The sequence below is a fragment of the Streptomyces sp. NPDC007945 genome (assembly GCF_042958885.1).
GTDB lineage: Bacteria > Actinomycetota > Actinomycetes > Streptomycetales > Streptomycetaceae > Streptomyces.
This window is the reverse complement of record NZ_JBIBJV010000005.1, coordinates 472,706-497,040: the sequence shown is the minus strand read 5'-3', so window position 1 is coordinate 497,040 and position 24,335 is coordinate 472,706. Positions and strand designations below refer to the sequence as shown.

General features: G+C 74.6%; 20 protein-coding genes and 1 riboswitch. Of the genes, 9 read left to right on the top strand and 11 right to left on the bottom strand.

Going from position 1 to position 24,335, the window contains the following annotated elements:
* The first annotated feature begins 438 nt into the window (after window positions 1–438).
* The 4 genes from ACFZCF_RS19265 to ACFZCF_RS19250 all read left to right on the top strand — a co-directional run bounded on the left by ACFZCF_RS19265 (window position 439) and on the right by ACFZCF_RS19250 (window position 6,481).
* The gene (locus tag ACFZCF_RS19265) at window positions 439–1,239 is read left to right on the top strand and encodes a serine/threonine protein kinase (protein WP_388444957.1); all 801 of its coding nucleotides are present in this window, start codon (window positions 439–441) and stop codon (window positions 1,237–1,239) included.
* Window positions 1,236–2,744 carry a protein kinase gene (locus ACFZCF_RS19260; protein ID WP_391287484.1) on the top strand — a complete coding sequence of 503 codons (1,509 nt, stop codon included), beginning with the start codon at window positions 1,236–1,238 and terminating at the stop codon, window positions 2,742–2,744. The genes ACFZCF_RS19265 and ACFZCF_RS19260 overlap by 4 nt, the downstream gene beginning before the upstream one ends.
* Window positions 2,745–2,838: 94 nt before the next feature.
* The gene (locus ACFZCF_RS19255) at window positions 2,839–5,310 is read left to right on the top strand and encodes a penicillin acylase family protein (RefSeq protein WP_391287482.1); all 2,472 of its coding nucleotides are present in this window, start codon (window positions 2,839–2,841) and stop codon (window positions 5,308–5,310) included.
* A gap of 94 nt (window positions 5,311–5,404) precedes the next feature.
* Window positions 5,405–6,481, top strand: a complete 1,077-nt coding sequence (locus tag ACFZCF_RS19250; RefSeq protein ID WP_391287481.1) for an alpha/beta hydrolase-fold protein — start codon at window positions 5,405–5,407, stop codon at window positions 6,479–6,481.
* 90 nt (window positions 6,482–6,571) lie between these two features.
* On the opposite strand, the gene ACFZCF_RS19245 is transcribed toward ACFZCF_RS19250, so the two are convergent.
* Together ACFZCF_RS19245 and ACFZCF_RS19240 are read right to left on the bottom strand one after the other, a co-directional pair.
* Window positions 6,572–8,128: a M23 family peptidase gene (locus ACFZCF_RS19245; protein ID WP_388444716.1), complete on the bottom strand. Its 1,557-nt coding sequence runs from the start codon at window positions 8,126–8,128 to the stop codon at window positions 6,572–6,574.
* Window positions 8,129–8,592: 464 nt separating this feature from the next.
* A complete protein-coding gene (locus ACFZCF_RS19240; RefSeq protein WP_391287619.1) occupies window positions 8,593–9,684 on the bottom strand; it encodes a BTAD domain-containing putative transcriptional regulator in 1,092 nt (363 codons plus the stop codon).
* 277 nt (window positions 9,685–9,961) lie between these two features.
* Between ACFZCF_RS19240 and ACFZCF_RS19235 the strand changes: the two genes are divergently transcribed.
* A complete protein-coding gene (locus ACFZCF_RS19235; protein ID WP_391287478.1) occupies window positions 9,962–10,972 on the top strand; it encodes an aldo/keto reductase in 1,011 nt (336 codons plus the stop codon).
* Window positions 10,973–11,002: 30 nt separating this feature from the next.
* Here the strand turns inward: ACFZCF_RS19235 and ACFZCF_RS19230 are convergent, their stop codons facing one another.
* The gene (locus ACFZCF_RS19230) at window positions 11,003–11,575 is read right to left on the bottom strand and encodes an antibiotic biosynthesis monooxygenase (RefSeq protein ID WP_391287476.1); all 573 of its coding nucleotides are present in this window, start codon (window positions 11,573–11,575) and stop codon (window positions 11,003–11,005) included.
* A 594-nt stretch (window positions 11,576–12,169) separates the two neighbouring features.
* On the opposite strand from ACFZCF_RS19230, the gene ACFZCF_RS19225 reads away from it, so the two are divergent.
* Window positions 12,170–13,339 (top strand): SpoIIE family protein phosphatase, encoded by a 1,170-nt coding sequence (locus ACFZCF_RS19225; RefSeq protein WP_391287475.1) that lies wholly within the window; start codon window positions 12,170–12,172, stop codon window positions 13,337–13,339.
* Between the two features lie 208 nt (window positions 13,340–13,547).
* Here the strand turns inward: ACFZCF_RS19225 and ACFZCF_RS19220 are convergent, their stop codons facing one another.
* From ACFZCF_RS19220 to ACFZCF_RS19205, 4 genes are all read right to left on the bottom strand, one after another.
* Window positions 13,548–14,372 carry an ABC transporter ATP-binding protein gene (locus tag ACFZCF_RS19220; protein WP_388444705.1) on the bottom strand — a complete coding sequence of 275 codons (825 nt, stop codon included), beginning with the start codon at window positions 14,370–14,372 and terminating at the stop codon, window positions 13,548–13,550.
* Window positions 14,369–15,400, bottom strand: coding sequence for a FecCD family ABC transporter permease (locus ACFZCF_RS19215; RefSeq protein ID WP_388444703.1), 1,032 nt, complete (start codon window positions 15,398–15,400; stop codon window positions 14,369–14,371). The genes ACFZCF_RS19220 and ACFZCF_RS19215 overlap by 4 nt, the downstream gene beginning before the upstream one ends.
* Window positions 15,397–16,407 (bottom strand): ABC transporter substrate-binding protein, encoded by a 1,011-nt coding sequence (locus ACFZCF_RS19210; protein WP_391287618.1) that lies wholly within the window; start codon window positions 16,405–16,407, stop codon window positions 15,397–15,399. The genes ACFZCF_RS19215 and ACFZCF_RS19210 overlap by 4 nt, the downstream gene beginning before the upstream one ends.
* Before the next feature lie 188 nt (window positions 16,408–16,595).
* Window positions 16,596–16,720: riboswitch (cobalamin riboswitch) on the bottom strand.
* A gap of 87 nt (window positions 16,721–16,807) precedes the next feature.
* On the bottom strand, window positions 16,808–17,224 hold the full coding sequence (locus tag ACFZCF_RS19205) for an ArsR/SmtB family transcription factor (RefSeq protein WP_388444700.1): 417 nt from the start codon (window positions 17,222–17,224) through the stop codon (window positions 16,808–16,810).
* Window positions 17,225–17,319: 95 nt separating this feature from the next.
* Here ACFZCF_RS19205 and ACFZCF_RS19200 point away from each other — a divergent pair, with 95 nt between their 5' ends.
* Together ACFZCF_RS19200 and ACFZCF_RS19195 are read left to right on the top strand one after the other, a co-directional pair.
* A complete protein-coding gene (locus tag ACFZCF_RS19200) occupies window positions 17,320–19,311 on the top strand; it encodes a heavy metal translocating P-type ATPase (protein WP_388444697.1) in 1,992 nt (663 codons plus the stop codon).
* The gene (locus ACFZCF_RS19195) at window positions 19,311–19,724 is read left to right on the top strand and encodes a (2Fe-2S) ferredoxin domain-containing protein (protein WP_388444694.1); all 414 of its coding nucleotides are present in this window, start codon (window positions 19,311–19,313) and stop codon (window positions 19,722–19,724) included. The genes ACFZCF_RS19200 and ACFZCF_RS19195 overlap by 1 nt, the downstream gene beginning before the upstream one ends.
* A gap of 59 nt (window positions 19,725–19,783) precedes the next feature.
* On the opposite strand, the gene ACFZCF_RS19190 is transcribed toward ACFZCF_RS19195, so the two are convergent.
* The 3 genes from ACFZCF_RS19190 to ACFZCF_RS19180 all read right to left on the bottom strand — a co-directional run bounded on the left by ACFZCF_RS19190 (window position 19,784) and on the right by ACFZCF_RS19180 (window position 23,096).
* Window positions 19,784–21,748 (bottom strand): ABC transporter permease, encoded by a 1,965-nt coding sequence (locus ACFZCF_RS19190; RefSeq protein WP_391287470.1) that lies wholly within the window; start codon window positions 21,746–21,748, stop codon window positions 19,784–19,786.
* Window positions 21,749–21,821: 73 nt separating this feature from the next.
* Window positions 21,822–22,604 carry a molybdate ABC transporter substrate-binding protein gene (modA, locus tag ACFZCF_RS19185; RefSeq protein WP_391287469.1) on the bottom strand — a complete coding sequence of 261 codons (783 nt, stop codon included), beginning with the start codon at window positions 22,602–22,604 and terminating at the stop codon, window positions 21,822–21,824.
* Between the two features lie 99 nt (window positions 22,605–22,703).
* A complete protein-coding gene (locus ACFZCF_RS19180) occupies window positions 22,704–23,096 on the bottom strand; it encodes a molybdopterin-binding protein (protein ID WP_388444685.1) in 393 nt (130 codons plus the stop codon).
* 151 nt (window positions 23,097–23,247) lie between these two features.
* Between ACFZCF_RS19180 and ACFZCF_RS19175 the strand changes: the two genes are divergently transcribed.
* A complete protein-coding gene (locus ACFZCF_RS19175) occupies window positions 23,248–23,889 on the top strand; it encodes a hypothetical protein (protein ID WP_388444682.1) in 642 nt (213 codons plus the stop codon).
* Between the two features lie 60 nt (window positions 23,890–23,949).
* Here ACFZCF_RS19175 and ACFZCF_RS19170 read toward each other — a convergent pair whose 3' ends face one another.
* Window positions 23,950–24,228, bottom strand: a complete 279-nt coding sequence (locus ACFZCF_RS19170; RefSeq protein WP_388444679.1) for a hypothetical protein — start codon at window positions 24,226–24,228, stop codon at window positions 23,950–23,952.
* Between the last annotated feature and the right edge of the window lie 107 nt (window positions 24,229–24,335).

Below are 24,335 nucleotides of genomic sequence, written 5' to 3'. Positions count from 1 at the left end.
CGGGAGGGGCGGAACGGCGGCCCGATCGGTCGGCCGGGGCCGTGACCTTTCCCACCTTGCGTCCGGGAACGGGACGGTCCTGGGGGCCCGACCCGGCGCGGCGTCCTGGGGTGCTCCGGTGGGTTCGCCGCTGCCGGCGCCTCCTCACACTCGGCGGAATAACTCCCTCCGGGCGCTCCGAAAACTGGAAAAGCGTTCTAAAAGACGCCCAGGGTGGAGCGGGGAGGTGTCCCCCGTCACAGGAGGCCCGCCGACCCCCGACCCCCTCCCGGCGGAGCCCGGGACCGCCTCGCCCAGGTGCCGGCCGGCCCCCGACCCGGCCCGGAGGCGGCCGGATCGGGGGCCGCCCCGGGGTGGCCGAAGCATGCCGGTACACCCCGGTAAGGGGTGGGTATCGTTCCGCTCGTCCGGCTGGCGGGCGATGCGGAAGGGGGCGCGATGAGCGGCGTGGTCGTACATCTGCCACAGGGCGGGGGAGGCGCCGAGGCCGGTGAACGGCGGTCCGAGGCGGTGACGTTGAGACTCGGTCCCGGCGAGGCCGCGCGCTTCGGCCGCGGCTCCGCGGACACCCCGGTCGAACTCCGCCTCGCCGACGCCGCGGTCTCCCGGCTCGCCGGGGAGATCCGCGTGACCGACGACCACTGGCAGCTGACCAACCACAGCCCCACCCACACGTATCTCGTGGAGAACCCCGAGGGAGCGGGCGAGTACCTCAGGGTCCCGCCGCGCCGCGTGGGGGCCCCGGTCCCCTTCGAGTTCGCCCGGGTCGTGCTGCCCACGCGCGGCGAACTCCCCGTCACGTTCCAGGTGTTCGCGCCCGACCACGTGTACCTCGACCCGGGGGCCGTCGGCGGTCCCTGGGAGAGCCGCACGGTCACGGCGTACTCCCTCGACGAGACCGCCGCCTACTTCCTCGTCCTCGTCGCGCTCTGCGAACCTCGGCTGCGCGACCAGTCCCGCGTCGCCGTCCCCACCACGCCCCAGATCGTCGACCGGCTCAGCGCCCACACCGGCCGCGGCCCGCTCACCGCGCGGGCCGTCAGCTCGCACATCGACTACCTCGCCGAGGAGAAGCTGCGCATCGACGGCCCGGCCCAGGGCCAGGGCGACCGCCGCAACGGCAAACGGGAGGAGATCGTCGGGCTCGCCCTCCGCTTCGGACTCGTACGGGAGGAGCACCTCGCCCTGCTGCCGCCCGCGCCCCGGCCGGCCGGCCACGAACGGAACGCCGCACGATGACGTCCCTCCCCGCGCGCGGCGACACCCCGGGCCGGGACGACGACCTCCCGGAACGACTCCCGCCCGGCCACCGGGTGGGGGCGTGGGAGGTCGTCGAGCGGATCGGCACCGGCGGCTGGTCCACGGTCTACGCGGCGCGCCCGGCCCCCGGACCCGGACGGCCCGACTCCCCGGGACGGGCCCATTCCGGACGGTCCGACCCGCCCGAGCGGTCCGGCGCTCCCGGGCGGTTCGGCTCCCCCGGGCGGTCCGGCTCCCCGGGACGGCCCCGGAAGGGCGCCGGAGTCGCGCTCAAGATCATGCCGACCGCCGGGCTCGCGCCCCTCCAGGCGCGCAGGATCGAGGAGTCGGCGCGCCGCGAGGTCGCCCTCGGCCGCACGGCCGGACACCCCCGCCTGATCGGCCTCCTGGACTCCTTCGTGCTCTCCGCGCCGGACCGTCCCTCGCTGGACGGCGCCCTGGTGCTGGTCATGGAGCGGGCCGCCGGCAGCTTGCGGGACCTCCTCGACACGGGCGCCGCCGAGGCCGACCGCGACCGCATCGCCGAGGGGATCTGCGAAGGGCTCGCCCACCTCCACCGCTCGGGATGGGTCCACGCCGACCTCAAACCGGAGAACGTCCTGCTGGACACGGACGGCTCCGTGAAGCTCTCCGACTTCGGCCTCGCCACCGAACTCACCGGCACCCACGGCTACGCACCGCCCTTGGGCACGCTCGACTACCTGCCCCCGGAACGCCGCCGGGCACCCCTGGGCGAACGCGGGGTCCAGGTCCGCGCCAGCGCCGACGTCTGGGCCCTCGGCATCGTCCTCCACGAGCTCTTCGCCTCCGGCGCCTCCCCGTTCCCCGGCGCCACGCCGATCGCCCGGAGCGCCGCCGCCCAGGAGTACGGGGCGGGCCGCGCGCCCCTCCGGCTCGACCCCGCCGTCCCGCCGTTCTGGCGCGGCGTCATCGCCGACTGCCTCGCCCCCACCCACGCCTCCCGCGCCCCGCACACGGCGGAGAGCCTGCTCGCCCGCGTCACCGCCCGGCGGCCCGGCGGACCCGGCGGACCCGGCGGCCCCCGGCGCGGGCTCCGCCGCGGGACCCGGGCGGCGGTCCTCGCCGCCGTGCTCTGCGGCACCGGCGCGGCCCTGGGCGCCGACACGGCCGGGCACGGCCCCGGGGCGCCGGCCGGCACGGTCCGGGTGTTCAACGCCGAGCGGGGCTGCCAGGAGCGGGCCGACCGCGACCGGCACTGCAGCCTGGGCCTGGCGATCGATCCCCACCGCCCCTACACGGCGGAGAACGTCGTGCGGACCCGGGTCTGGCACGGCGACCTCCTCACCGCCGACTGCGTGGTCGACGACGGGCAGCCCATCGTCGACGAGGAGGACCTGCGGTCCACCCGCTGGTTCCGCGTCCGCCTCTCCCGCGTCTCCGTGCCGGCCGAGGCCTGGCTCCCCGCCGTCCGCACCCGCGAGAGCCCCACCCTTCCTCCGTGCCGCCCGGCCGCGGCCCGCTGACCGCCTCCGGACGGCGCATCATCGGTATTTCATCGCCCCTCCCTAGCGTGGCCGCGTCCGGACGAAGGCCCGGACCTCACGGAGGGGTGCACCGATGGCACGCAGAAGACGGAGGGCACGACTGCCGGTGGCGGTCGCGGCCCTGGTGGCGGTGGCGAGCACCACGGCGATCGGCGGGGCTCCGGCGGGCGCCGCCGCGACGGCCCCGGAGCGGCCGACGATCCGCTACACCGAGTACGGGATCCCGCACATCATCGCCTCGAACTGGGAGGGCCTGGGCACGGGATACGGCTACGCGGCGGCCAAGGACAACATCTGCACCCTGGCCGACACCTATCTGATGGTCAACGCCGAGCGGTCCCGCCACCTGGGGCCCGACGGCAGGACGAGCCCCGGCCAGAACCAGAACACCACGACCAACCTCCACAGCGACCTGTACTTCCAGCGGATCAAGGACGACGGCGTCGTCGAGCGACTGCTGGCCCAGCCCGCGCCCGACGGACCGGAACCCCAGGTCAAGGAGGCCATCCGCGGCTACGTCCAGGGGTACAACAGGTACCTCGCGGAGACGGGCGCGGCGAACCTCTCCGACCCGGCCTGCCGCGGCGCGGCCTGGGTGCGGCCCATCACCGAGATGGACGTCTACCGGCACGCGCACGCCGAGATCATCATGGGCAGCGCCGATCCGCTCCTCGACGGCCAGGTCACCGCCGCACCCCCGGGGGCGTCGGCGGCGAAGGCGCCCGCGCCGTCGGCGGAGGAACGCGCGCGGACCGCGCGGAAGACCGCGCGGGCGATCGGCGAAGCGCTGGCGGAGAGCCGCCGGCAGGGCATGGGCAGCAACGCGCTGGCGGTCGGCTCGCAGGGCGTCTCCGGCGGCACCGGCATGCTCCTCGCCAACCCGCACTTCCCCTGGCACGGCAAGAACCGGATGTGGCAGAGCCACCTGACGATCCCGGGCGAGGTCAACGTCTCCGGGGCCAGCCTGCTCGGCCTGCCCGCGGTGAACATCGGTCACAACGACGACGTCGCCTGGAGCCACACCGTCGCCACGGTCGCGCCGTTCGGGCTCTTCGACGTGCAGGTCGACCCGCTGAACCCGACCATGTACCTGGTCGACGGCGCCTGGGAGCGCATGAGGTCCCAGCGGGTCTCCGTCGCGGTCCGCAACGCGGACGGCACGACCGGCACGGTCACCCGGACCCTGTGGTCCACCCGCTACGGACCCGTCACCACCTCGATCCACGGCTACCCGCTGCCCTGGGTGGTCAGCGCCCACGCCGTACGCGACGTGAACATGAACAACCTGCGCGCGTTGAACACCTGGTTCGGGCTCGACCGGGCCAAGGACGTCCACGAGGTGGTGGACGTCCTGGAGTCCACCCAGGGCGTCCCCTTCTTCAACACGGTCGCCACCGACCGCCGGGGCAACGCGCTCTACGCCGACATCCAGGCCGTCCCGAACATCACCGACGCGCACGCGCGGTCCTGCCTGACGGAGACCGGCAAGCTGCTGTTCCACCAGTCGCTGCCGCTGTCGAACGTGCCGCCGGTCTCCATCCTGGACGGCAAGCGCAGCGCCTGCGACTGGCCGGACGATCCGAACGCGGCCGCGCCGGGCCTCCTCGATCCGGCGACGCAACCGCGCCTGATCCGCACGGACTTCGTCGGCAACGCCAACGACAGCCCTTGGCTGGCCAACCCGGAGCAGCCGCTGACCTTCCCCCGGGTGATGGGGGACATGGCGGCGCCCCGGTCCCTGCGCACCCAGGAGCTGATCCTGACGGCGCGACGGCGGATCGACGGCACCGACGGCCTGCCCGGCAGGGGCTTCACCCCGGAGACCATGGGGAAGCTGCTCTTCGCGGACAACAGCAGGGCGGCGGACCTCACGCTCGACACGACGGTGGCGGCGTGCCGGGGGGTCGCCTTCGGGCTCGTCCTCGTCGACGGCAACCTCGTCGACATCAGGGAGGCCTGCCCGGTCCTGGCCGGGTGGAAGAGCCACGACTACACGGCGGACAGCCGGGGTTCGTGGCTGTTCGCCGCCTACTGGCACCACCTGCAGGGCGGGCAGCGCCTGGAGAAGCTGCCCTGGCGGGTCCCGTTCGACCCCAAGGACCCCGTCCACACGCCCAATTCACTGGACGGCGGCAGTTCCGCCGTCCGCGACTCCCTCGCCCGGGCCGTCCTCGGGCTGCGCAAGGCCGGCATCCCGCTCGACGCCGCGCTCTCGGACGTGCAGAGGATCACCCGCGGCGGCGAACAGATCCCGGTGCACGGCTCGTACGGCCTCCTCGGGGTGCTGAACGTGATCGAGCCGGGCCAGGTGGACGGCCGGCTCGACATCGTCTTCGGGTCCAGTTTCGTCCAGCAGGTGCGGTTCACCGCCGAGGGGCCGCCGGAGACGTACTCCGTCCTGGCCTACTCGCAGTCGGCGAACCCGAACTCGCCGCACCACTCCGACCAGACGAAGTTGTTCGCGGCCGGCGGCTGGGTGACGGAGCGGTTCACCGAGGAACAGATCGCGGCCGCCTCGGACCTGCGGACCGTGGTCCTGGACTGAAGACCCGTCACCCAGCACGACATCCCCCCATGAACGCCATCCCCGCCGAACGACATCACCCACGAACGACATCACCCAGGAAGGGAACGGCACGATGAAGAGGACATCGCTCTGGTGGAGGACGGTGGTGGCCTGGGCGGTTGCCGCCGCGGCCGTCATCGCGCCCGTCGGCTCGGCCCGGGCCGACGGCGGCGCCACCCCGCCTCCGCTGCCGAACGGCTTCGGCCTGACGCAGGTCGCACCGGCCGTGGGCGACGCCCACGACTTCTACCTCACGGTCACCACGCCCCAGGTGTCGGGCGAGCAGCACATCAGGATCATCCTTCCGCGCGGTTACTACGACGACCCGGACCGGCGCTACCCCGTCCTGTACTTCCTGCACGGCTCGCCCGACGACCCCGTCGACCAGACCTACCCGGCCCTGTCCATGTCGGACCGGATGATCACCGTCATCCCCGACGGCGGCGCGCGGAGCTGGTACGCGAACTGGCTCAACCAGAAGACCGTCCTCGGCGCCCAGAACTGGGAGACCTTCCACCTGGAGCAGGTGATCCCGTTCGTCGACGCGAACCTGCGGACCCTCGCCGCCAAGAAGTCCCGCGCGGTCGCCGGCATCTCCATGGGCGGCTTCGGGGCCTTCCACTACGCCCAGGCCCGCCCCGACCTCTTCGGTCAGACCGCGTCGCTGTCGGGGGACATCGACCTGTCGGCCAACTCCATGGACCTGCGCATGGCGGTCGTCGCCTCGGTCACCGACGCGATGGGCGCGGTGTGCGCCTCGTCGTCCGGCACCTGCGACCCGGAGAACTCGCCGTACAAGCCCGGCGTGGACAGCGACGCCCTCTTCGGCTCGCCCTACCCGGTGTTCAACGTCGACTGGCGGTGGAACCAGGTCGACCCGTCGCAGCACATGGACCGGCTCCGGGGCATCGGGATCTCGATCTACACGGGCGACGGCGGCGGTTCGCCCGTGAACATGGAGTTCTGGGTCTCGGGCGCGTCCAAGAACGTCAAGGCCCGCCTGGACGCCCTCGGCATGCCCTACTACTTCGTGAACTACGGTGACGGTTCCGGCTGGGGCACCCGCTGCGACGGCGGCCACAACGCGGGCTGCTGGTCCCAGTCCCTCCTGGACCTGATCCCCCGGCTGGAGCGGGCCTTCGCCGCCTGACCGTACGGTTCGGGCGTCCGCCGCCGCCCCGCACCCCCTGCACGGTGGGCGCGGGGCGGCGGCGGGCTTCTCGCCTCTACGGCCGGCCGGTCAGGGCATCGCGGGGCCGGAGCCGTTCAGCCAGGACCAGTCCGACCACGCGGCGAAGCCCGTCTGCCAGCGGTGGTAGACACCGGCGTGGCTGGTGCCGAAGACCTCGATGCGTCCGTCGGCGTTGGTGGACGCGGCGATCTCGGTGCCGCCGCCACCGAACGTCTCCCAGGCCGAGTACGGTGCGTTCCGCCCCGTCTGCCACGAATGGCTCGCCGTGGTGCCGTTGATCGCGAACACCTCGACGCGGCCGTCGGCCGTCCGCGCGGTGGTCAGCTCGGCGTCGGGGATCCCGCCGGTGCCCGTCCACGCCGACCACGAGGCGGGGCCGGTCTGCCACTTGTGGAAGACACCGTCGGAATTCGAGGCGAACACCTCCAGCCGGCCGTCCTGGTTGTGGCTGACGGCGAGGTCGTGCCCGCCGCCGCCGAAGTCCTCCCAGCCGGACCAGCCTCCGTTGACGGCCGTCTGGTAGAGGTGGCCGAACGTCGAGTCGGAGAGGGCGAAGACCTCCAGGCGCCCGTCGGGCGCGGTCTCCATGGCGAGCCGGGAGAGCGCCGGGCCGCCCCCGACGCCCTCCCAGGACGACCAGCCGCCGCCGGGCGCCGTCTGCCAGCGGTGGAACACGCCGGTGGCGTTGGACGCGAACACCTCGACGCGGCCGTCGGCGTTGGCGCCCGCGGCCAGCCGGTGGCCGCCGGTGCCGAAGTTCGCCCAGCCGGACCAGTCCGCGCTGGGCGCGGTCTGCCACATGTGGTCGAAGGTGGCGTCCGAGAGCGCGAACAGTTCGAGCCGGCCGTCCGCGTTGGCGGCGAGGGCCAGCTGCGCGTTGCGCGGGCCGCCCTTGAACTGCCACGGCGACCAGCCGCCGTTCACCTCCGTCTGCCAGGAGTGGTACACGCCGTCGGCGCCGGCGGCGAACGCTTCGAGCCGTCCGTCGGCGGACCGCGCGGACACCACCCGGCCCGACCCGGCCGGGTGCGCCGTGCGCGTCTCGCCCTCGTCGACGATGTTCCGGTAGCGCAGCGCCCGGTAGTCGCCGTTCGGGTGCCCGTCGATGGTGGAGCCGTGGATGTTCCCGTAGAAGTGCCCCGGCGGTTCGACGCCGCTGGAGCCGCCGCCGAAGCTGTAGTAGGAGAAGCCGCCACGGTCGTCCACCCACTCGTGGAAGACGATCACGTGGTTGTAGAACGAGTTGAGGACGTCCCCGGCCCGCAGCTCGCTCCGCGCGATCTCGTACGAGAAGTTCGGCAGGCCCTGCGTGCTGGGGTTGGCGTCGAGGTGCCAGGCCATGGCCACGAACCCCGAGCAGTCGGTGCGGTAGTCGAAGTCGCCGCCGGGGCCCGGCCAGTAGGCCCGTTGGCTGTACGGGGGCCGCTGGTCCACCCAGATCTGCGCACGCTGGATCACCTCGCCGCGGGTGATCGGTCCGCCGCGGTCGGAGGAGACCGCGGCGGTGACGCGCGCCGCGGCGGGCGGCGCGACGCCGGCCAGCAGCAGCGCGCCGGCCAGCAGGGGCAGGAGGAACCCGCCCCACCATGAACGTGACGTCTTCACTCGGACCTCCCAGGTCGTCGGCGGCCGACCCTAGGAGCGGGCGATGAAATAAGGATGGAATCGACGCCCGCCACGGATTCCCGCGGACGGCACGGAGGGTGGGCCGGGGACGCCGCACCGGAAACGCCGACGCGGACGCCGCGCCGGAAACGCGGACGCGGACGCCGGACCGGCGACGCCGCACCGGAACCCTGGCGCGGACGCCGGGCCGGGGACGCCGGACCGGAAGACCCCGGCGCGGACCCCGGATCGGGAACGCTGGCGCGGACGCCGGGCCGGGGACGCCGGACCGGAAGACCCCGGCGCGGACCCCGGATCGGGAACGCCGGCGCGGACGCCGGGCCGGGGACGCCGCACCGGAAACGCCGACGCGGACGCCGCACCGGAAATCCCGGCGCGGACGCCGCTGGGCACGCCGCCGCGCGCCTGCCGAGGGCGCCGCCCGGGGAGGCGTGGTGCGCGGGTCAGGCGAAGGGCATCGACACGTCCGCCCCGGCGGGGCGGCCGAGACCGGCCTCGTCCCCGCACAGGATCATCCGGCGGGTCCGCCGCAGCTGCATGCTCGGCGTGACCCCGAGGTCGTCGGCGAGGCGCCGGCAGGTGCGGTCGAAGACGGCGAGCGCCTCGGCCTGCCGGCCCGTGCGGTACAGGGCGCGCATCAGCAGCGACGCGACCGGCTCGTTCCACGGCTGCTCCGCGGACAGGGCGAACAACTCGCCCACGGCGTCCGCGCACTGGCCGAGCCGCAACCGGCACTCCGCCCTCCACCGCGCGAGGGCGACCCTGCGCTCGCCGAGCCGGACCCGCTCCAGCTCGGCGAGCGGCCCCGGCAGCCCGTCCAGTGGCTCGCCGCGGAAGAGGCCGAGGGCACGGGAGCAGAGGCGGAGCGCCTCGGCCGGATCGTCCGCCCGGTCCGCCGCGCCGATGGCCGACACCAGCCCCTCCAGCCGGGTGAGGTCCACGTCGACCCGACCGGGGACGAGGCGGTAGCCGCGTCGCCCGTCGTGCTCGATGACGGTGTCCGGCCGGTCGTCGGCGCGCAGGGTGCCGCGCAGGCGGTAGACGTACACCGGCACCACGTTGGCGGCCGGCGGCTCCATGCCCCAGATGCCGTCGAGGAGTTCCCGCCGGCTCAGCGTCCGCCCCGCCGCCATCGCGAGCGCCGCCAGTACGGCCTGCTGGCGCGGATGCCCCAGCCCCAGCGGCCGGTCGTCCCGCCACGCCCGCAGCGGCCCCAGCACGGAGATCCGGATCTCCGGCGCCTCCTCCTGGCGGGCGCGGGCCCGCGGCACCGGGCGCTCCGCGGGCCGGGCACGGGGGCCGTGCCCGGGGGAGACCAGGCCCGCGTCGAAGGCGTGGACGATCGCGGCGGCCCGGTCGCGCAGACCGAGTTTCACGAGGATCCGTTCGAGGTGCTCGGCCACCCGCTCCTCGGGGAGGGCGAGGGACGCGGCGATCTCGTCGTCCCGCAGACCGCACCCGACCCCGGTGAGCACCCGCCGCTCCAGGGGGCCGAGCGACACGGCGGTGGGTCGGCCGCTGGCGGTCGTCGGCAACATGCTCCTCCGGCTCCGTACTGCTCGGTCTGGCGGGTTCCGCCGACACGGTAGGAGGACGCACGGACGACACGGCATCCGGAACGCTCCGGAGTGACACCCCTCCGTGGGACCCTGGAGACGCTTACGGGCGAGCGCGTGAAATGAGCGCTTGCATTAGTCGGCGCATGCAAGTAACGTCTCTTCCCGTACGGTTCGCCCGCTCCCCACGGCGCGGCGCACCCCGGAAGGCCGTACCGGCCCTTCTCGCCCCCCTCCCTCCCACGAAGGCACCCGCATGTCGCTCCAGCACATCCTTCCCGGCCGTCTCGGCTTCGGCACCGCCCCGCTCGGCAACATGTTCCGCGCGATCCCCGACGAGGAGGCCCGCGCCACCGTCGAAGCAGCCTGGGACCACGGCATCCGCTTCTTCGACACCGCGCCCTTCTACGGCGCGGGCCTCGCGGAGGAGCGGCTCGGCGAAGTGCTCGCCGGCAAGCCGCGCGACGAGTTCGTCCTGTCCACCAAGGTCGGCCGGGTGATCCTCGACGAGCACGAGACCGACGTGCCCGACTTCGGCGAGAAGGGCGGCCTGTTCGAGCACGGCAACCCGAACAAGATCCTCCACGAGTGGACCGCCGACGCCACCGAGCGTTCCATCGAGGGCAGTCTCAAGCGCCTGGGCACGGACCGCCTCGACATCGTCTGGGTCCACGACATCGCCCAGGACTTCCACGGCGACGCCTGGCTCGCGAAGTTCGAGGAGGCCCGCACCGGCGCCTTCCGCGTCCTGGACCGGCTGCGCGACGAGGGCGTCATCAAGGCCTGGGGCCTCGGCGTCAACAGGACCGAACCCATCGAGCTCACCCTCGCCCTCGACGAGCCCCGCCCCGACGGCTTCCTCCTCGCCGGCCGCTACACCCTCCTCGACCACGAGCACGCCCTGACCCGACTGCTCCCCATGGCCCGGGAGCAGGGCGTCGACATGGTCGTCGGCGGCCCCTACAGCTCCGGCGTCCTCGCCGGCGGCACCCACTTCGAGTACCAGCAGGCACCCGCCGAGATCATCGAGCGGGTCGCGAGGCTGAAGGCGCTGGCCGAGCGGCACGGCGTGAGCGTCAAGGCCGCCGCCCTGCAGTTCTCCCTGGCCCACCCCGCCGCGGCCGCGGCCGTCCCCGGCGCCTCCCGCCCCGGCCGCGTCGCCGAGGACACCGCGGCGCTCGCCGAGGCGATCCCGGCCGCCTTCTGGACCGACCTGCGCGCCGCCGCCCTCGTCAGCCCCGCCGCCCCGCTCCCGAACGGCGCCTGACCCCCCTGGCCGGGTCGCCCCGGGCGTCCGCTACGGAGCGAGCCAGCGGCGCAGCAGTCTGCTGACGGCCGGCATGGACACGTACGTCATGAGGACGTTGAACACGACGGCGGTGACCAGGCCGGCGAGGAGGAAAGGGAGACCGGCGAGGCGGGGCGTCAGGAAGAGGCCGCCGAGGACGGAGATCGGATAGACGGCCAGGGTCGCGCTCACCGCCATCTTCCAGCGGGGCGGCGCGGGCCGGGTGGAGCCCGGCTCGGCGAACCAGGTCTCCATGCCGGTCAGCTGCCGCCGCGCGATCTCGGTGTGGTGGTGCCCCTCGCAGACGGCGAACCAGGCCGCCCGCTGCGGCGACTCCTGCCATGCCCGGCAGGCCTCCGCGTCACGGAACCGGTGCACCAGGAACCAGGGGGCGTCGCCGCCGGAGGAGCGGAAGAGCCCGTACCCGAGGTGTCCGGGGAAGGTCGCGGCGGTGTCCAGGATGCCCCGTGCCCACCGCTCGAACGAGGCCTCGTGGCCGGGCTCGACCCGGCGGGCTATCAGCAGGGTCACCTCGCCGGTGTCGGCGGGAACGGCGGCGTGTTCGAGACTGACCGCGGTCAAGTCGACTCCTCGTGATCTCACCGCGCCCGCGCCCATGCTACTGGGTAGGCGTCCTCGTCCCGGTCCTCCTTCTCGCCGTTCTCGCACTCCGCCTCGTCGGAGTACCCCTCCTGCCACGCGTCGGCGCAGCCGGCACCCCGACCGGCTCCCACCTCGACCGGCTCCCGCCCCGACCGGCTCCCGACCGGGAGCCGCACGCCGATCGCCGCCCTACCTCCTGTGCCGGACCGCCTTCGGCATCCTCGCGCGCGCGGTCCGCCGCAGCGTCCGCCGCGCGCCCCAGCCGAGCAGGCGGAACCCCCACCTCGTGGCGTGGACGAGGCCCCGCCACAGGAGGGCCTTGGGCGTCCACCGGAGGAGCGTCCGGCCGACGCCCCACCGGCGCCTGCGCCGCCCCGCACCGAATCTCGCGGACATCTGCAGCCGCCTTTCCGGAGGGACCAGGGCACTCGGCCAGGGAAGAGCCCTGGCGTCGCCCGTTCCCCCGGCGTCTTCACCCTCGATGCGCTGTCAAACATCGCGGCGGCACGGGGGAGGACAGGACCGGCCGCCGCAGGACAGGACAGGCTCCCGAGCCTGAGGTATGCCTTTTACGTGTGCCCCCTCCGGCGAGACCCCGGTCCCCGGCCGCCACGGCGCCCCGGGCGGCGGTTCCTCCTCGCCGTCCCGTTCGCGCTGATCGCCGCGGTCACGGTCGTGGACCTCCTGGTCCCGCCCGAGGTGCACCTGGGGCCGTTCCTCATCGCGGCGCCCGCCGTGACGGCCTCCTTCGCCGGGGCCCGGATGACGGCCTTCGTCGGTGCCGTCGCGGTCCTCGCGCAGACGGTGGTGGCCGTCGCCCGCACCAGCGTCACGGACCTCAACCACACGTACCAGATCGTCGCCCTGGTCCTGATCTCCGTCATCGCCACCTTCTTCGCCCACCTCCGCGAACGCGACGAGGGCCGGATGGCCCGACTCCGCTCCATCGCCCACGCCGCCCAGAGCGTCGTCCTGCCGCCCCTCCCCGAGCGCGCGGGACCCCTGCGGATCGCCTCGCTGTACCTCGCCGCGGAGGAGGAGGCCCAGATGGGCGGCGACCTCTACGCGGCCGCCCGCACGGTCTCCGGGACGCGGCTCCTCATTGGCGACGCCCGGGGCAAGGGGCTCGACGCCGTCAGCGAGGCCTCGCTCGTCCTCGGCGCCTTCCGGGTCACGGCCCGCCGGGAGCCGGGCCTCCCCGAACTGGTCGGGCAGCTGGAGGCGGGCGTCGGCTCGGCCGAGCGGAGCCACCCGACGACCGAGGCCGACGGCGCCGACGAGGCCTTCGTCACCGCGCTCCTCCTCGACGTCCCCGACCGCGAACCGCTCGTACGCCTCGTGAACTGCGGCCACCCGCCGCCGCTGCTCCTCAGCGGGGGCCGGGTGATCCCCCTCGTGTCGGACGGGACGAGTCCTCCGCTCGGACTCTCGGACGTCCTCGCGGCGGACGTGACCGTCGAGACCTTCCCCTTCGCGGCCGGGGACGTCCTGCTCCTCCACACGGACGGGGTGACGGAGGCCCGCGACCACAGCCGCGCCTTCTACCCCCTCAGGGAACGGCTCGCGGCCTGGGCCGGCGCCGGAGACGAGCCGTCGGCGCTCCTCGACCGGCTGCGCGCCGACCTCCAGGCGTACGCGGGCGGCCACCTCGGCGGCGACGCGGCGCTCGTCGCCGTCCAGAGAATCGCCCCGGCTCCGGACCTCGCCTCGCCGCCGGCTCCCGTCGCGCGCCCGGGCCCCTGACCCGCCGACCGCACCCCGGGAGGTGCCCGGCCGTCACTGCTCCGCGGCCGGCGCCTCCGCCGCCTCCGCCGTGAAGGTCTCGCAGGCGCGTTCCACGGCCTCACCCCGGGAGGGCAGGTCGACCCGGTCGACGGCGAAGAAGGTCTCCCGGGTCCGCGTCAGGATCTCGGCGGCCCGCCCCGGCAGGGCGCGAACGGGCCACCGGCCGTCAGTCGTCCCGGTGTGCCGTGCCGAGGAACCGGATGTGGGGGCGGCCGTCAGGGCCGGGGTGGGTGACGGCGGCCCGGACGCCGTAGACCTCCGCGACGAGCCGCTCGGTGAGGACCTCGCGGACCGGTCCGGCCGCCACGACGCGCCCCTCGCGCAGCACCACCAGGTGGTCGCAGTGCATCGCGGCGAGGTTGAGGTCGTGCAGGGCCACCACGCAGGTCAGCGGCAGGGCGGAGACGAGGGCCAGGAGGTCCAGCTGGTGCTGGATGTCGAGGTGGTTCGTCGGCTCGTCGAGCAGCAGTTCCCGCGGTTCCTGCGCGAGGGCGCGGGCGATCTGGACGCGCTGCCGCTCCCCGCCGGACAGGGTCCGCCAGGTGCGGTGGGCCCGGTGGGTGAGGCCGGTGCGGGCCAGGGCGGACCGTACGGCCTCCTCGTCGGCGGCCGTCGCGGGCGACCAGGCCCTGCGGTGCGGGACCCGGCCGAGGCGCACGGCTTCGGCCACGGTGAGGTCGACCTGGGTGTCGGCGTGCTGCTCGACGACCGCGACCCGCCGGGCCAGGGCGCGGCGCGGCACGGCGGCGAGCGGCGCGCCGTCCAGGGTCACGATCCCGGCGTCCGGCGCCAGGACGCCCGCCAGGACCCGCAGGAGGGTGGACTTCCCCGAGCCGTTCGGACCGAGCAGCCCGGTGAGCGTGCCCGGGCGCGGCGCCAGCGTCACGCCGTCCAGGACGAGCGCGCCCCCGGCCGTGCGGGAGATCCGCTCGGCGCGGAGCCCGGTGCCGGTGTCGACGGGAGTCGTACGGGCCGACGGCGTGGCGGTCATCGGGCGCTCCGGGTGCGGTACAGGACGAGGACGAACGCGGGGACGCCGATCAGCGAGGTGACCACGCCGACCGGTACCTCCTGCGGGTCGAGGACCGTGCGGGCGAGCGTGTCGGCCCAGACGAGGAACACGGCACCGGCGAGCGCGGCCAGCGGCAGCAACCGGGCGTGCCCCGGGCCGGTGAGGGCGCGGACCGCGTGCGGCAGGACCAGGCCGACGAAGCCGATCGCGCCCGCCGAGGACACCAGGACGGCGGTCAGCAGGGCGGTCACGGAGAGGAGGACGAGACGGGTCCGCGCCACGGACACGCCGAGGGTCGCCGCCGCGTCCTCGCCGAACGCGAAGGCGTCGAGGGTACGGGCGTGTCCGCCGCACACGAGGAGCGCGCCGGCGAGCACGGCCGCGCACGCCGCGACGTCGGTCCAGTCCGCCCCGCTGAGCGAGCCCAGCAGCCAGAAGAGGACGCCGCGGGTGGTCTCGGCGTCGGCGGCGGTCATCACGACGAAGGAGGTCAGGGCGGAGAAGAGCTGCATGGCCGCGACCCCCGCGAGGACGACGCGGTCCGTCGACCCGCCCAGGGTGTGGCTCAGCAGCAGGACCAGGGCGAAGGAGCAGACCGCGCCCAGGAAGGCGCCGCCGGTGACGGAGACCAGGCCGCCGCCGGCGCCGAGGACGACCACCGCGACCGCTCCGGTCGACGCGCCGGAGGAGACGCCGAGGACGAACGGGTCGGCGAGCGGATTGCGCAGCAGCGACTGCATCACCGCCCCGCAGACGGCGAGTCCGGCCCCGCACACGGCCGCGAGGAGGGTGCGGGGCAGCCGCAGCTCCCAGACGATGCCCTCGCGGATCGCGCTCAGGCCGGACGGTTCCCCGCCGAGGTGCGCGGCGACGACGGACCAGGCGTCGGCGACTCGGATGTCGGCCGGGCCGAGGGTGACGGCGAGCGCGACCGAGAGGCAGAGGAGGGCGGTCCCGGCGGCCCCGGCGAGCGGCGTGAGCGCGCGGGAGGACCGTGCCGGGGTCACGTGGCGAGCCCGTGCGCGCGCAGGGCGGCGGCCAGCTGCTCGATGCCTTCCACGGTGCGGATGGTGGGGTTCATGGCCTGGCCGCTGAGGATCACGTACCGCTTCTTCCTGACCGCGGTCATGTTCCGGGTGACCGGGTGCGACTCCAGGAACTCGATCTTCTTGGCGGCGCTCTCGGCCGACTGCGCCTGGCGGGTCAGGTCGGCGATGACCAGCACGTCGGGGTCGCGGTCCACGACCGTCTCCCAGTTGATCTGGGGCCACTCCTCCTTGGTGTCGTCGAAGACGTTCTTCACGCCGAGCGTCCCGCTGATGATCCCGGGCGCGCCGCAGCAGCCGGCCATGTAGGGCCCCTGCGAGTCGGAGAACCAGTACAGGACGGACGCGCCGCCGAAGTCGGCGCCGGCCTTGGCCTTCGCCACCCGGGCGCGGAGCTCCGCGACGAGCTTCTCGCCGCGCTCCGGAACGCCGAAGATCCTCGCCAGGTCGCGGACCTCGCCGTACACGGCGTCCATCGTGAGGGGCTCGGTCCGCACGCCGTCGCCGTCCCCGCCGTTGTCCTTGCCGACGCAGTCGGCAGGGGAGAGGTACGTGGGGACGCCGAGCTTCGTGAACCGCTCGCGGGGCGCCACACCGCCCTTGCCCAGGGTGTAGAGGAAGGAGGCGCTGACGAAGTCGGGTTCGGCGTCGAGGACCTTCTCGAACGACGGGTAGCGCTCGGCGAGCCGTGGCACGGACGCGTTCGCCTTCTCCAGGCCCTTGAGCACGGGGTCCGTCCAGGTGGCGGTGCCCGCCATCCGGTCGGCGAGGCCGAGGGAGAGCAGGATCTCGGCCGATCCCTGGTCGAGGGCGACGGCCCGGCGCGGCGGGGCGGCGACCTCGACGCGCTGTCCGCAGTTGTCGAGGCGGACGGGGTACCCGGCGGAGTCCGACCCCTTCGCTCCGGACGGGCCGGGCGAGGCCGTCCCGCCGGCGCCGCAGCCGGCGAGGAGCACGGCACCGGCCAGGAGCGGCGCGGCGGCCCGGGCGCGGCGGGAGCGGAAGGGACGGAGGGAACGGAGCGAACGGGAAGGCCGGGGTGTGCGGGCGGGAGGTGCGAAGGGCACGGGAAGGGTCCTCTGCGTCACGGCTCATGCGCGGAGCCTGATGTACGGTGCTTCCCGGACGCCGTACGATCGCCGCCCGGGCCGCCAGCAGGTCTTCGGACTCGGGGTCGTCCGGACGGAACGCCTTCCCAGACCCCCTCGGGGCCCAGTGGCCGATGTCCCGCCCGTCACCCTCACCGCTGCGCGTCAGTTCCGGATTCCCACCGGATTCCCTGACCCGTGCGCGTACCGCGTGGATACGTGCAGAGGTTCGACTGGCCTCGGCAAACTACCACGGCCCGATCTTGCTCCCCTCGGCGGACTACCCGCGCGCGGCGCCGCCCGCGTCCGCGCCCGCCGGGGTCCCGGCGGCCGACGCGTCGAGTTCGGCGGGCAGGTCGCGGACGCCGAGGCGCAGGTGCTCGACGTGGTGCAGCGCCTGGTCGAGGAGTTCGGCGACGTGGTTGTCGTAGAGGGCGTAGACGATCGAGCGGCCGTGGCGCTCGCCGGTCACCAGGCCGAGGTTGCGCAGCAGGCGCAGTTGGTGGGAGCAGGCGGAGGGCTCCATGCCGACGGCCGTCGCCAACTCGCCGACCGACGAAGGGCCTTCGCGCAGGCGCGCCAGGATGTACAGCCGCGAGGGCGTGGCGAGGGCCTGGAGCGTCGCGGCGACGTCGGTGGCGCCGACCGCGTCGAGGCGTTCGCGCGTGGTGCTGGTGGCAATCGGTCCGTGGCCCATGGGACCATGATACGGACGACACCTGAAGACCTATTCATGTGTTCCTGTATGGTGGGCCTGTCGTCCCGCCGGCCCCCGTGAAGGGTTGCTTCGCCATGTCCTCCGTCCTGCAGAGCCCCGGGCCGCCCACCCCCGTCGCCCCCTCGCCCGCGGACCGCGTACCGCCCCGCCGACGCACCCGCCTCCTGGCACTGCCCGAGGTCCGCTGGGCGCTCGCCGCCCTGCTGTGCTTCCTCGCCGCGCTCCCGGCGTACCTGCTGGACGCCCCGGCCTGGTTGTGGGGCCCGCTGTTCGCGGCCACGTACGCCACCGGCGGCTGGGAGCCCGGCTGGGAGGGCCTGAAGGCGCTCAGGGAGCGGACCCTCGACGTGGACCTCCTGATGGTGGTGGCCGCGCTCGGCGCCGCCGCCATCGGTCAGATCCTCGACGGCGCGCTGCTCATCGTCATCTTCGCCACCTCCGGCGCGCTGGAGGCCGTCGCCACCGCCCGGACCGCGGACTCCGTGCGCGGTCTGCTCGACTTGGCACCGGAGACGGCGACGCGGATCGCGGCCGACGGCACGGAGGAGGTCGTCCCGGCCGGCTCCCTCGCCGTCGGCGACCTCGTCCTCGTCCGGCCCGGCGAGCGGATCGGCGCCGACGGCCGGGTCCTGGACGGCGCGAGCGACGTCGACCAGGCCACCATCACCGGCGAACCGCTGCCCGCGGCCAAGCGGCCCGGCGACGAGGTCTTCGCCGGCACCCTGAACGGCTCCGGCGCCCTGCGCGTGCGGGTCGAACGCGACCCGTCGGAATCGGTGATCGCCCGGATCGTCGCGATGGTCGAGGAGGCCGCCGAGACCAAGGCGCCGACCCAACTCTTCATCGAGAAGGTCGAACAGCGCTACAGCCTCGCCATGGTCGCCGTCACCCTGCTGGTCTTCACGGTCCCGCTGCTGCTCGGCTCCGACCTCCGGTCCACCCTGCTCCGGGCCATGACCTTCATGATCGTCGCCTCACCGTGCGCCGTCGTCCTCGCCACCATGCCCCCGCTCCTCTCCGCCATGGCCAACGCCGGCCGCCACGGCGTCCTGGTGAAGTCGGCCGTGGTCATGGAACGCCTCGGGCAGATCGACGCGGTGGCCCTGGACAAGACCGGCACCCTCACCGAAGGCACCCCCCGCGTCACCGGCGTCCACCCCCTGGCGGGCGCCGGCCTCGACGCCGACGGCGTCCTCGGTGCCGCCGCGGCGGCCGAGCACCCGAGCGAGCACCCCCTCGCCCGCGCCGTCGTCGAAGCGGCCCGCGCGCGTGGCCTCGAGACGCCGCCGGCCGAGGGCTTCGCCTCCACCCCCGGCACGGGCGTCAGCGCCACCGTGGACGGCCGCGTCGTCGCCGTCGGCAGCCCCGCCCGCCTCCTCGACGACCCCGCGCACCCGGCCGCCGTCCTCGCCGACGGCCTGGAGGCGGAGGGACACACCGCCGTCGTGGTCACCGTCGACGGGCTCCCGGTCGGAGTCCTCGGCATCGCCGACCGGCTCCGCCCCGAGGCCGCCACCGCCACCCGCGCCCTCGCCGAACTGACCGGTCGCGCACCGGTGCTGGTCACCGGCGACAACCCGCGCGCCGCCGCCCGCCTCGCCGCCGAGGTCGGCATCACCGACGTACGGGCGGGGCTGCTGCCCCAGGACAAGGTCGCCGCCGTCCACGAGCTGCGCGACGCGGGTGCCAAGGTCCTCGTCGTCGGGGACGGCGTCAACGACGCCCCCGCACTCGCCGCCGCCCACATCGGCATCGCCATGGGCCGGGCGGGCTCCGACCTCGCCCTGGAGACCGCCGACGCCGTCGTCGTACGTGACGAACTCGCGACCATCCCCACCGTGGTGAACCTGTCCCGCAGGGCCCGCGCGCTCGTGATCCAGAACCTCGTCGTCGCGGGAACGTTCATCGCCGTGCTGGCGGTCTGGGACCTCGTCGGTACGCTGCCCCTGCCCCTCGGCGTCGCCGGCCACGAAGGCTCCACCGTCCTCGTCGGGCTCAACGGCCTGCGCCTGCTCGCCGACGGCGCCTGGCGCCGATCCCGCCCGACCCCCCACCAGGAGACGTGATGAGCCGCCGCACCGACAAGCGCAGGACAGCCGTCGCGGGCGCGTCCGCCACCTGCACGGTCACCGTGTGCCGCGGCTGCTGCTGCGGCACCCCCAAGATCCCCGGTGTCGACCACGCCGCCCAGCTCGCGGCCCTGCGCAGTGCCGTGCCGGACGGCGCCAAGGTCCGGGTCACCGGCTGCCTGGACTCCTGCGAGCAGGCCAACGTCGTCGTCGTCCAGCCCTCCGCCGCCGGCCGGGCGGCGGGCGGCCGCCCGGTCTGGCTCGGCCTCGTCAACGACGCGGACGCCGCCCAGGACATCGCCGACTGGATAGCGGCCGGCGGCCCCGGCCTCGCCGACCCCCCGGGCGTCCTCGACCTCTACGCCTTCAGCCCCTCCCGCCGCGTCCGCGCCGAACTCCCCGACGCGTAGGGCGGGCCCTCCGGGGACCGGGCCCGATCCGGAGGGCACGCCGCGGGGCCCCCGGCCCCTCAGAGGGGCACGACGGTCGTCTCCGTGGCCTTCACGCTCGTCCACACCGGAACCCCCTCGGCGAGGCCGAGTTCGGCGGCGGCCCCCGGGGTGATCTCGGCGACGAGGTCCGGCGCCTCGGCCGAGGTGACGAGGACCCGGAGGCGGCTGCCGCTGCCGGTGATCTCGCGTACGGTGCCGGGCCAGACGTTGCGGGGGCTGCCCGCGGGCTTCTCGCGGTGCACGGACACCGCCTCGGGGGCGACGATCGCGAGCGCCGGCGTACCGGGCGGCGGCGGATCCGCCGCGACGAGGAAGCCGCCGCCGTCGAGGACGACCCCCTCCGCGTCCGCCGTGCCCGGCCAGGCGTTGCGGCCCAGCATCCGCGCCACCCAGGGCGAGCGGGGGTGACGGGTGACCTCGGCGGGAACGGCGTCCTGGAGGGCCCGGCCCCCGTCCAGGACGAGGACCCGGTCGGCGAGCGACACCGCCTCCACCGGGTCGTGGGTGACGATGAGGCAGACGCCGCCGAAACCGGCGAGATGGGTGCGCAGGGTGTGCCGGACGTGCGCGCGGGTCGTCTGGTCGAGCGCGGCGAGCGGTTCGTCGAGGACGAGCAGCCGGGGCCGGGCGGCGAGCGCCCGGGCCAGTGCCACGCGCTGCGCCTGGCCGCCGGAGAGCTGGCCGGGGCGCCGGTGGCCGAGGTGCCCGACGCCGAGCCGGTCCAGCCACGCCTGCGCCGCGCGGCGGGCCTCGGCCCGCGGGACGCCCTGGGCGCGCAGCCCGTACGCGGTGTTGGCGAGCGCCGACAGGTGCGGGAAGAGCGCACCGTCCTGGGGCACCCAGGCGACCCGGCGCCGGTGCGGCGGCAGGGCCGTGACGTCCTCGCCGCCGAGCGTCAGGTCGGCGTGGGCGCGGGGCGTGAGGCCGAGGAGGGCGCGCAGCAGGGTGGTCTTCCCGGCGCCGTTGGGGCCGACGACGGCGATGGTGGTGCCGGGCTCCGCGTCGAGGGTGAGCCGGTTGAAGCCCGTGACCTCGGCGTGCAGCGACCAGCGCCCCGCGGAGGGGGTCGGTGCGACGGCCCCCTCCGGCGGTGCGACGGGCGCCTCCCGCGGTGCGACGGCGGCCGGGCCCGTCCCGTCCGGGTCGGGCGCCGCGGCGGCGCGGTCGCGCTCACGCGGCGTCCCCGTCCAGCGTCCGCGCAGGGCGACGAGCACGCCCATCGCGATGGCGAGGAGCAGCAGCGAGACCGAGGTGGCGGCCTCGGGCTCCTCCTGGAGGAGCAGGTAGACCTGGAGCGGCAGGGTCTGCGTCGTCCCCGGCAGGTTCCCCGCGAAGGTGATCGTCGCCCCGAACTCGCCCAGCGCCCGCGCCCAGGTGAGCGCCGCCCCGGCGAGGACCCCCGGCGCCACCATCGGCAGCGTGACGGTGAAGAAGACCCGGACCGGCGGGGCCCCCAGTGAGGCAGCCGTCTCCTCGTACCGGGGCCGCAGCCCGCCGAGCGCGCCCTCCAGGCTGATGACGAGGAACGGCATGGCGACGAAGGTGGCGGCGAGGACCGCGCCGGAGGTGTGGAACGGGAACGTGATCCCGAACGTGTCCTCCAGCCAGGGCCCGAGGAGCCCGCGCCGCCCGAAGGCGAGCAGCAGCGCCACACCGCCGACGGTCGGCGGCAGCACCATGGGCAGCAGGACGAGGGAGCGGACGAGCGCCTTGCCGGGGAACGGCACCCGCGCGAGCAGCCAGGCCAGCGGCACGCCGAGGAGGAGCGAGAGCCCGAGCGCCCAGAAGGACACGACGAGGGAGAGCTTCAGCGCCTCGACGGTCCCGGGGGAGCCCAGGTGGTCGCCGAGCTCCCCCCATTCGGTCCGGACGAGGATGCCGATCAGCGGGAGCGCCAGGAAGGCGACGCCGAGCAGCGCGGGCAGCGCCAGGGCGAGGGGCGGACGGGCCCCGGAGGTGGTACGTGTGCCTGCGCGTCTCATGACTGTCCCCGCGGTTCCCTACGGCTTCTCTGCGACTGCTCTGCGGTTTCTCTGCGGCGTCCCTCCGGTGTCCCTAGGGCTTCTGGAAGCCGGCGTCCCGGAGGATCCTCTGGCCGTCGGCCGAGGCCAGCCAGGCGACGAACGCCTCGGCGTCCTCGGCGTTCTCCGAGTCCTTCAGCGTGGCGGCGGGGTACTGCGCGACGGCGTTCTGCGCGTCGGGGATCTCGACGGCGTCGACCTTGTCCGCGGCGCTCGCGGCGTCCGTCCGGTAGACGAGCCCGGCGTCGGCCTCGCCGAGCTCGACCTTGCTGAGCACGGCGCGGACGTTGGGCTCCTGGGAGACCGGCTTCACCTGGATGCCCTGCTTCGCCAGGATCTGCTCGCTGTACTTGCCCGCCGGGACCTCGGGCGCGGCGAGGACGACCTTCAGCTTGGCGTCGCCGAGGTCCTTCAGGTCGTCGACCTGGTGCGGGTTGCCCTCGCCGGTGGCGATGACGAGCCGGTTCGTCGCGATGACCACGGGCGTGCCGGTGTCGGCCCTCACCTTGTCCATGCTCTTGGTGTCGGCGGTGACCAGGACGTCCGCGGGCGAGCCCTGCGAGACCTGGGCCACGAGTTCCTGCGAGCCGGCGAAGGAGAAGGTCAGGCGCGTCCCCGGGTGTGCCTTCTCGTACGCGGCTCCCGCCGTCTTGAAGACGTCCGTCAGCGAGGCGGCGGCGAGCACGGTCAGCTTCGTGTCCGCGGCGGTCGCGTCGCCGTCGTCGCCGCCGGAGCAGGCGGCGAGCGGGACGAGCAGGACGGCGGTGAGCGCGGCGGCTGTGGCGCGGCGTCCGCCGAGGGGGAGGGAGAGGGCCATGGGGGCGTGAACTCCTTGATGAAGACCGGAAGGCGCGGGATGCGGCCGCTCGCGCCGTCGGCCGGGAGGGGGCGGCGGCGCGGTACTGCGTGAGGGGTGTCAGGTGCGGTCGATGTGCACGCTGGTCGACTTCACGCGGGCGGTGGCCTGCATGCCGACTTCCAGTCCCAGCTCCTCCACGGCCTCCCGGGTGAGGAGGGAGACCAGGCGGTGCGGACCGGCCTGGATGGTGACCTGGGCCGCGACGTCGCCGAGTTTGATCGCCGTGACGATCCCGGGGAACGCGTTGCGGGCGGAGGTGTACGGCACGTCGTCGTCGCCCTCCGACTGCGCGAGCTCCACGGAGAACGCGGCCAGCGACGTGCCGTCGATGACGCGCCGACCGCTCTCGTCCCGGTGGGTCGCGACCCGGCCCGCGTCGGCCCAGCGCCGGGCGGTGTCGGGGCTGACGCCGAGGAGCCGCGCGGCCTGCCCGATGGTGTAGGACTGCATGTGCGACACGGTAGGCCGCGATCACTCGCATCTGCAACAGACTTGTGGGGTCACCCGTGGTGGATGCGACCCCAGTAGGAGGAACATACGGCGAATCGCGGTGCGACAGAAATAACTGTCGATGGGCGGGAGTGACAGTTAAAGTTGTCGTATGAGTGATGCGACAGGGTCGGCCGTGCCGACCCCCGACAAGACCGACGACGACTTCTGGGCCGCCTTCGCGGACCTGGTCGAACCCCCCTGGAACGAGCCCACCCAGGACGACGCCTTCACCATGGACGAGCGGATCCACGAGGCGGTCCGCGCCCTGGCGGAGCGGATCTCGACGCGCCTGCTGGCCTACCGTGCCGCGGGCAAGGAGCACGACCCGGTCCTCATGGCCTCGCCCGACGTGCAGCTGGCCGTCCTGCGGTCCCTGTACGAGGCCAAGCTGTCCGTCGACCGGCTCGCGGAGTCCGCCGCCACGGTGGCGGGCCGCAGCGGGGCCACCTACGCCCAGCTCGGAGCGGCTTGGGGCGGGATCAAGCGGCAGTCCGCCCGCGTCAAGTGGCCCCACGCCGTGGTCGGGAAGTCCTCCGCCGAGTCCATCCCGCTCCACTACGCGGGCGGCACCGCCGTCGTCCACCACGACGTCGACGCCGACGCCTGGTGGTACGCCGCCACCGCCGCGGATCAGGCGGAGGAGGAATCCCGGCCGGTCCACGGCACCTACGCGGAGGCGATCGCGGGAGCGACCGAGTTCCTGCTCGCGCACGCCGTTCCCGACGGCGAGCAGCAGGACCCGCCGGCCTGAGCGGAGGCCCGCGACCCCGCCGGTGCCGCGGCGCCCGGGCGGGCAGGGCGGGCGCGGCGGTCAGAGGAAGCCGTCGTCCCGGCCGTCGTCCGGGTCACGGTCCGCGCGGCGGCCCCGCTGGGACGGCGGCGCGGGATGGCGGGACAGCGCGGCGTCGATCCTCCCGAGCGCGGCGGCCGTGCCCATGAGGACGACGGCGGTGGCGGCGAGGCCGACGCCCACGTGCAACCCGTTCGCGTTCAGGAGCACGCCGATGCCCAGGCTCGCGGGGACCCCGAGCCCGGCCACGGCGACCTGGAGCACCTCCAGCCGTCTCCGGGCGCCTAACCGGCCGGCCATAGCGGTACCCCTTCGCCGTGACGTGTGCGTGCCCCGTGCGGGGGGTGGTTCCCGCCGCACCGGTGCGGAACACGTGCCTCCACCCTCCGGCGCTCCCCGTGCGCCCC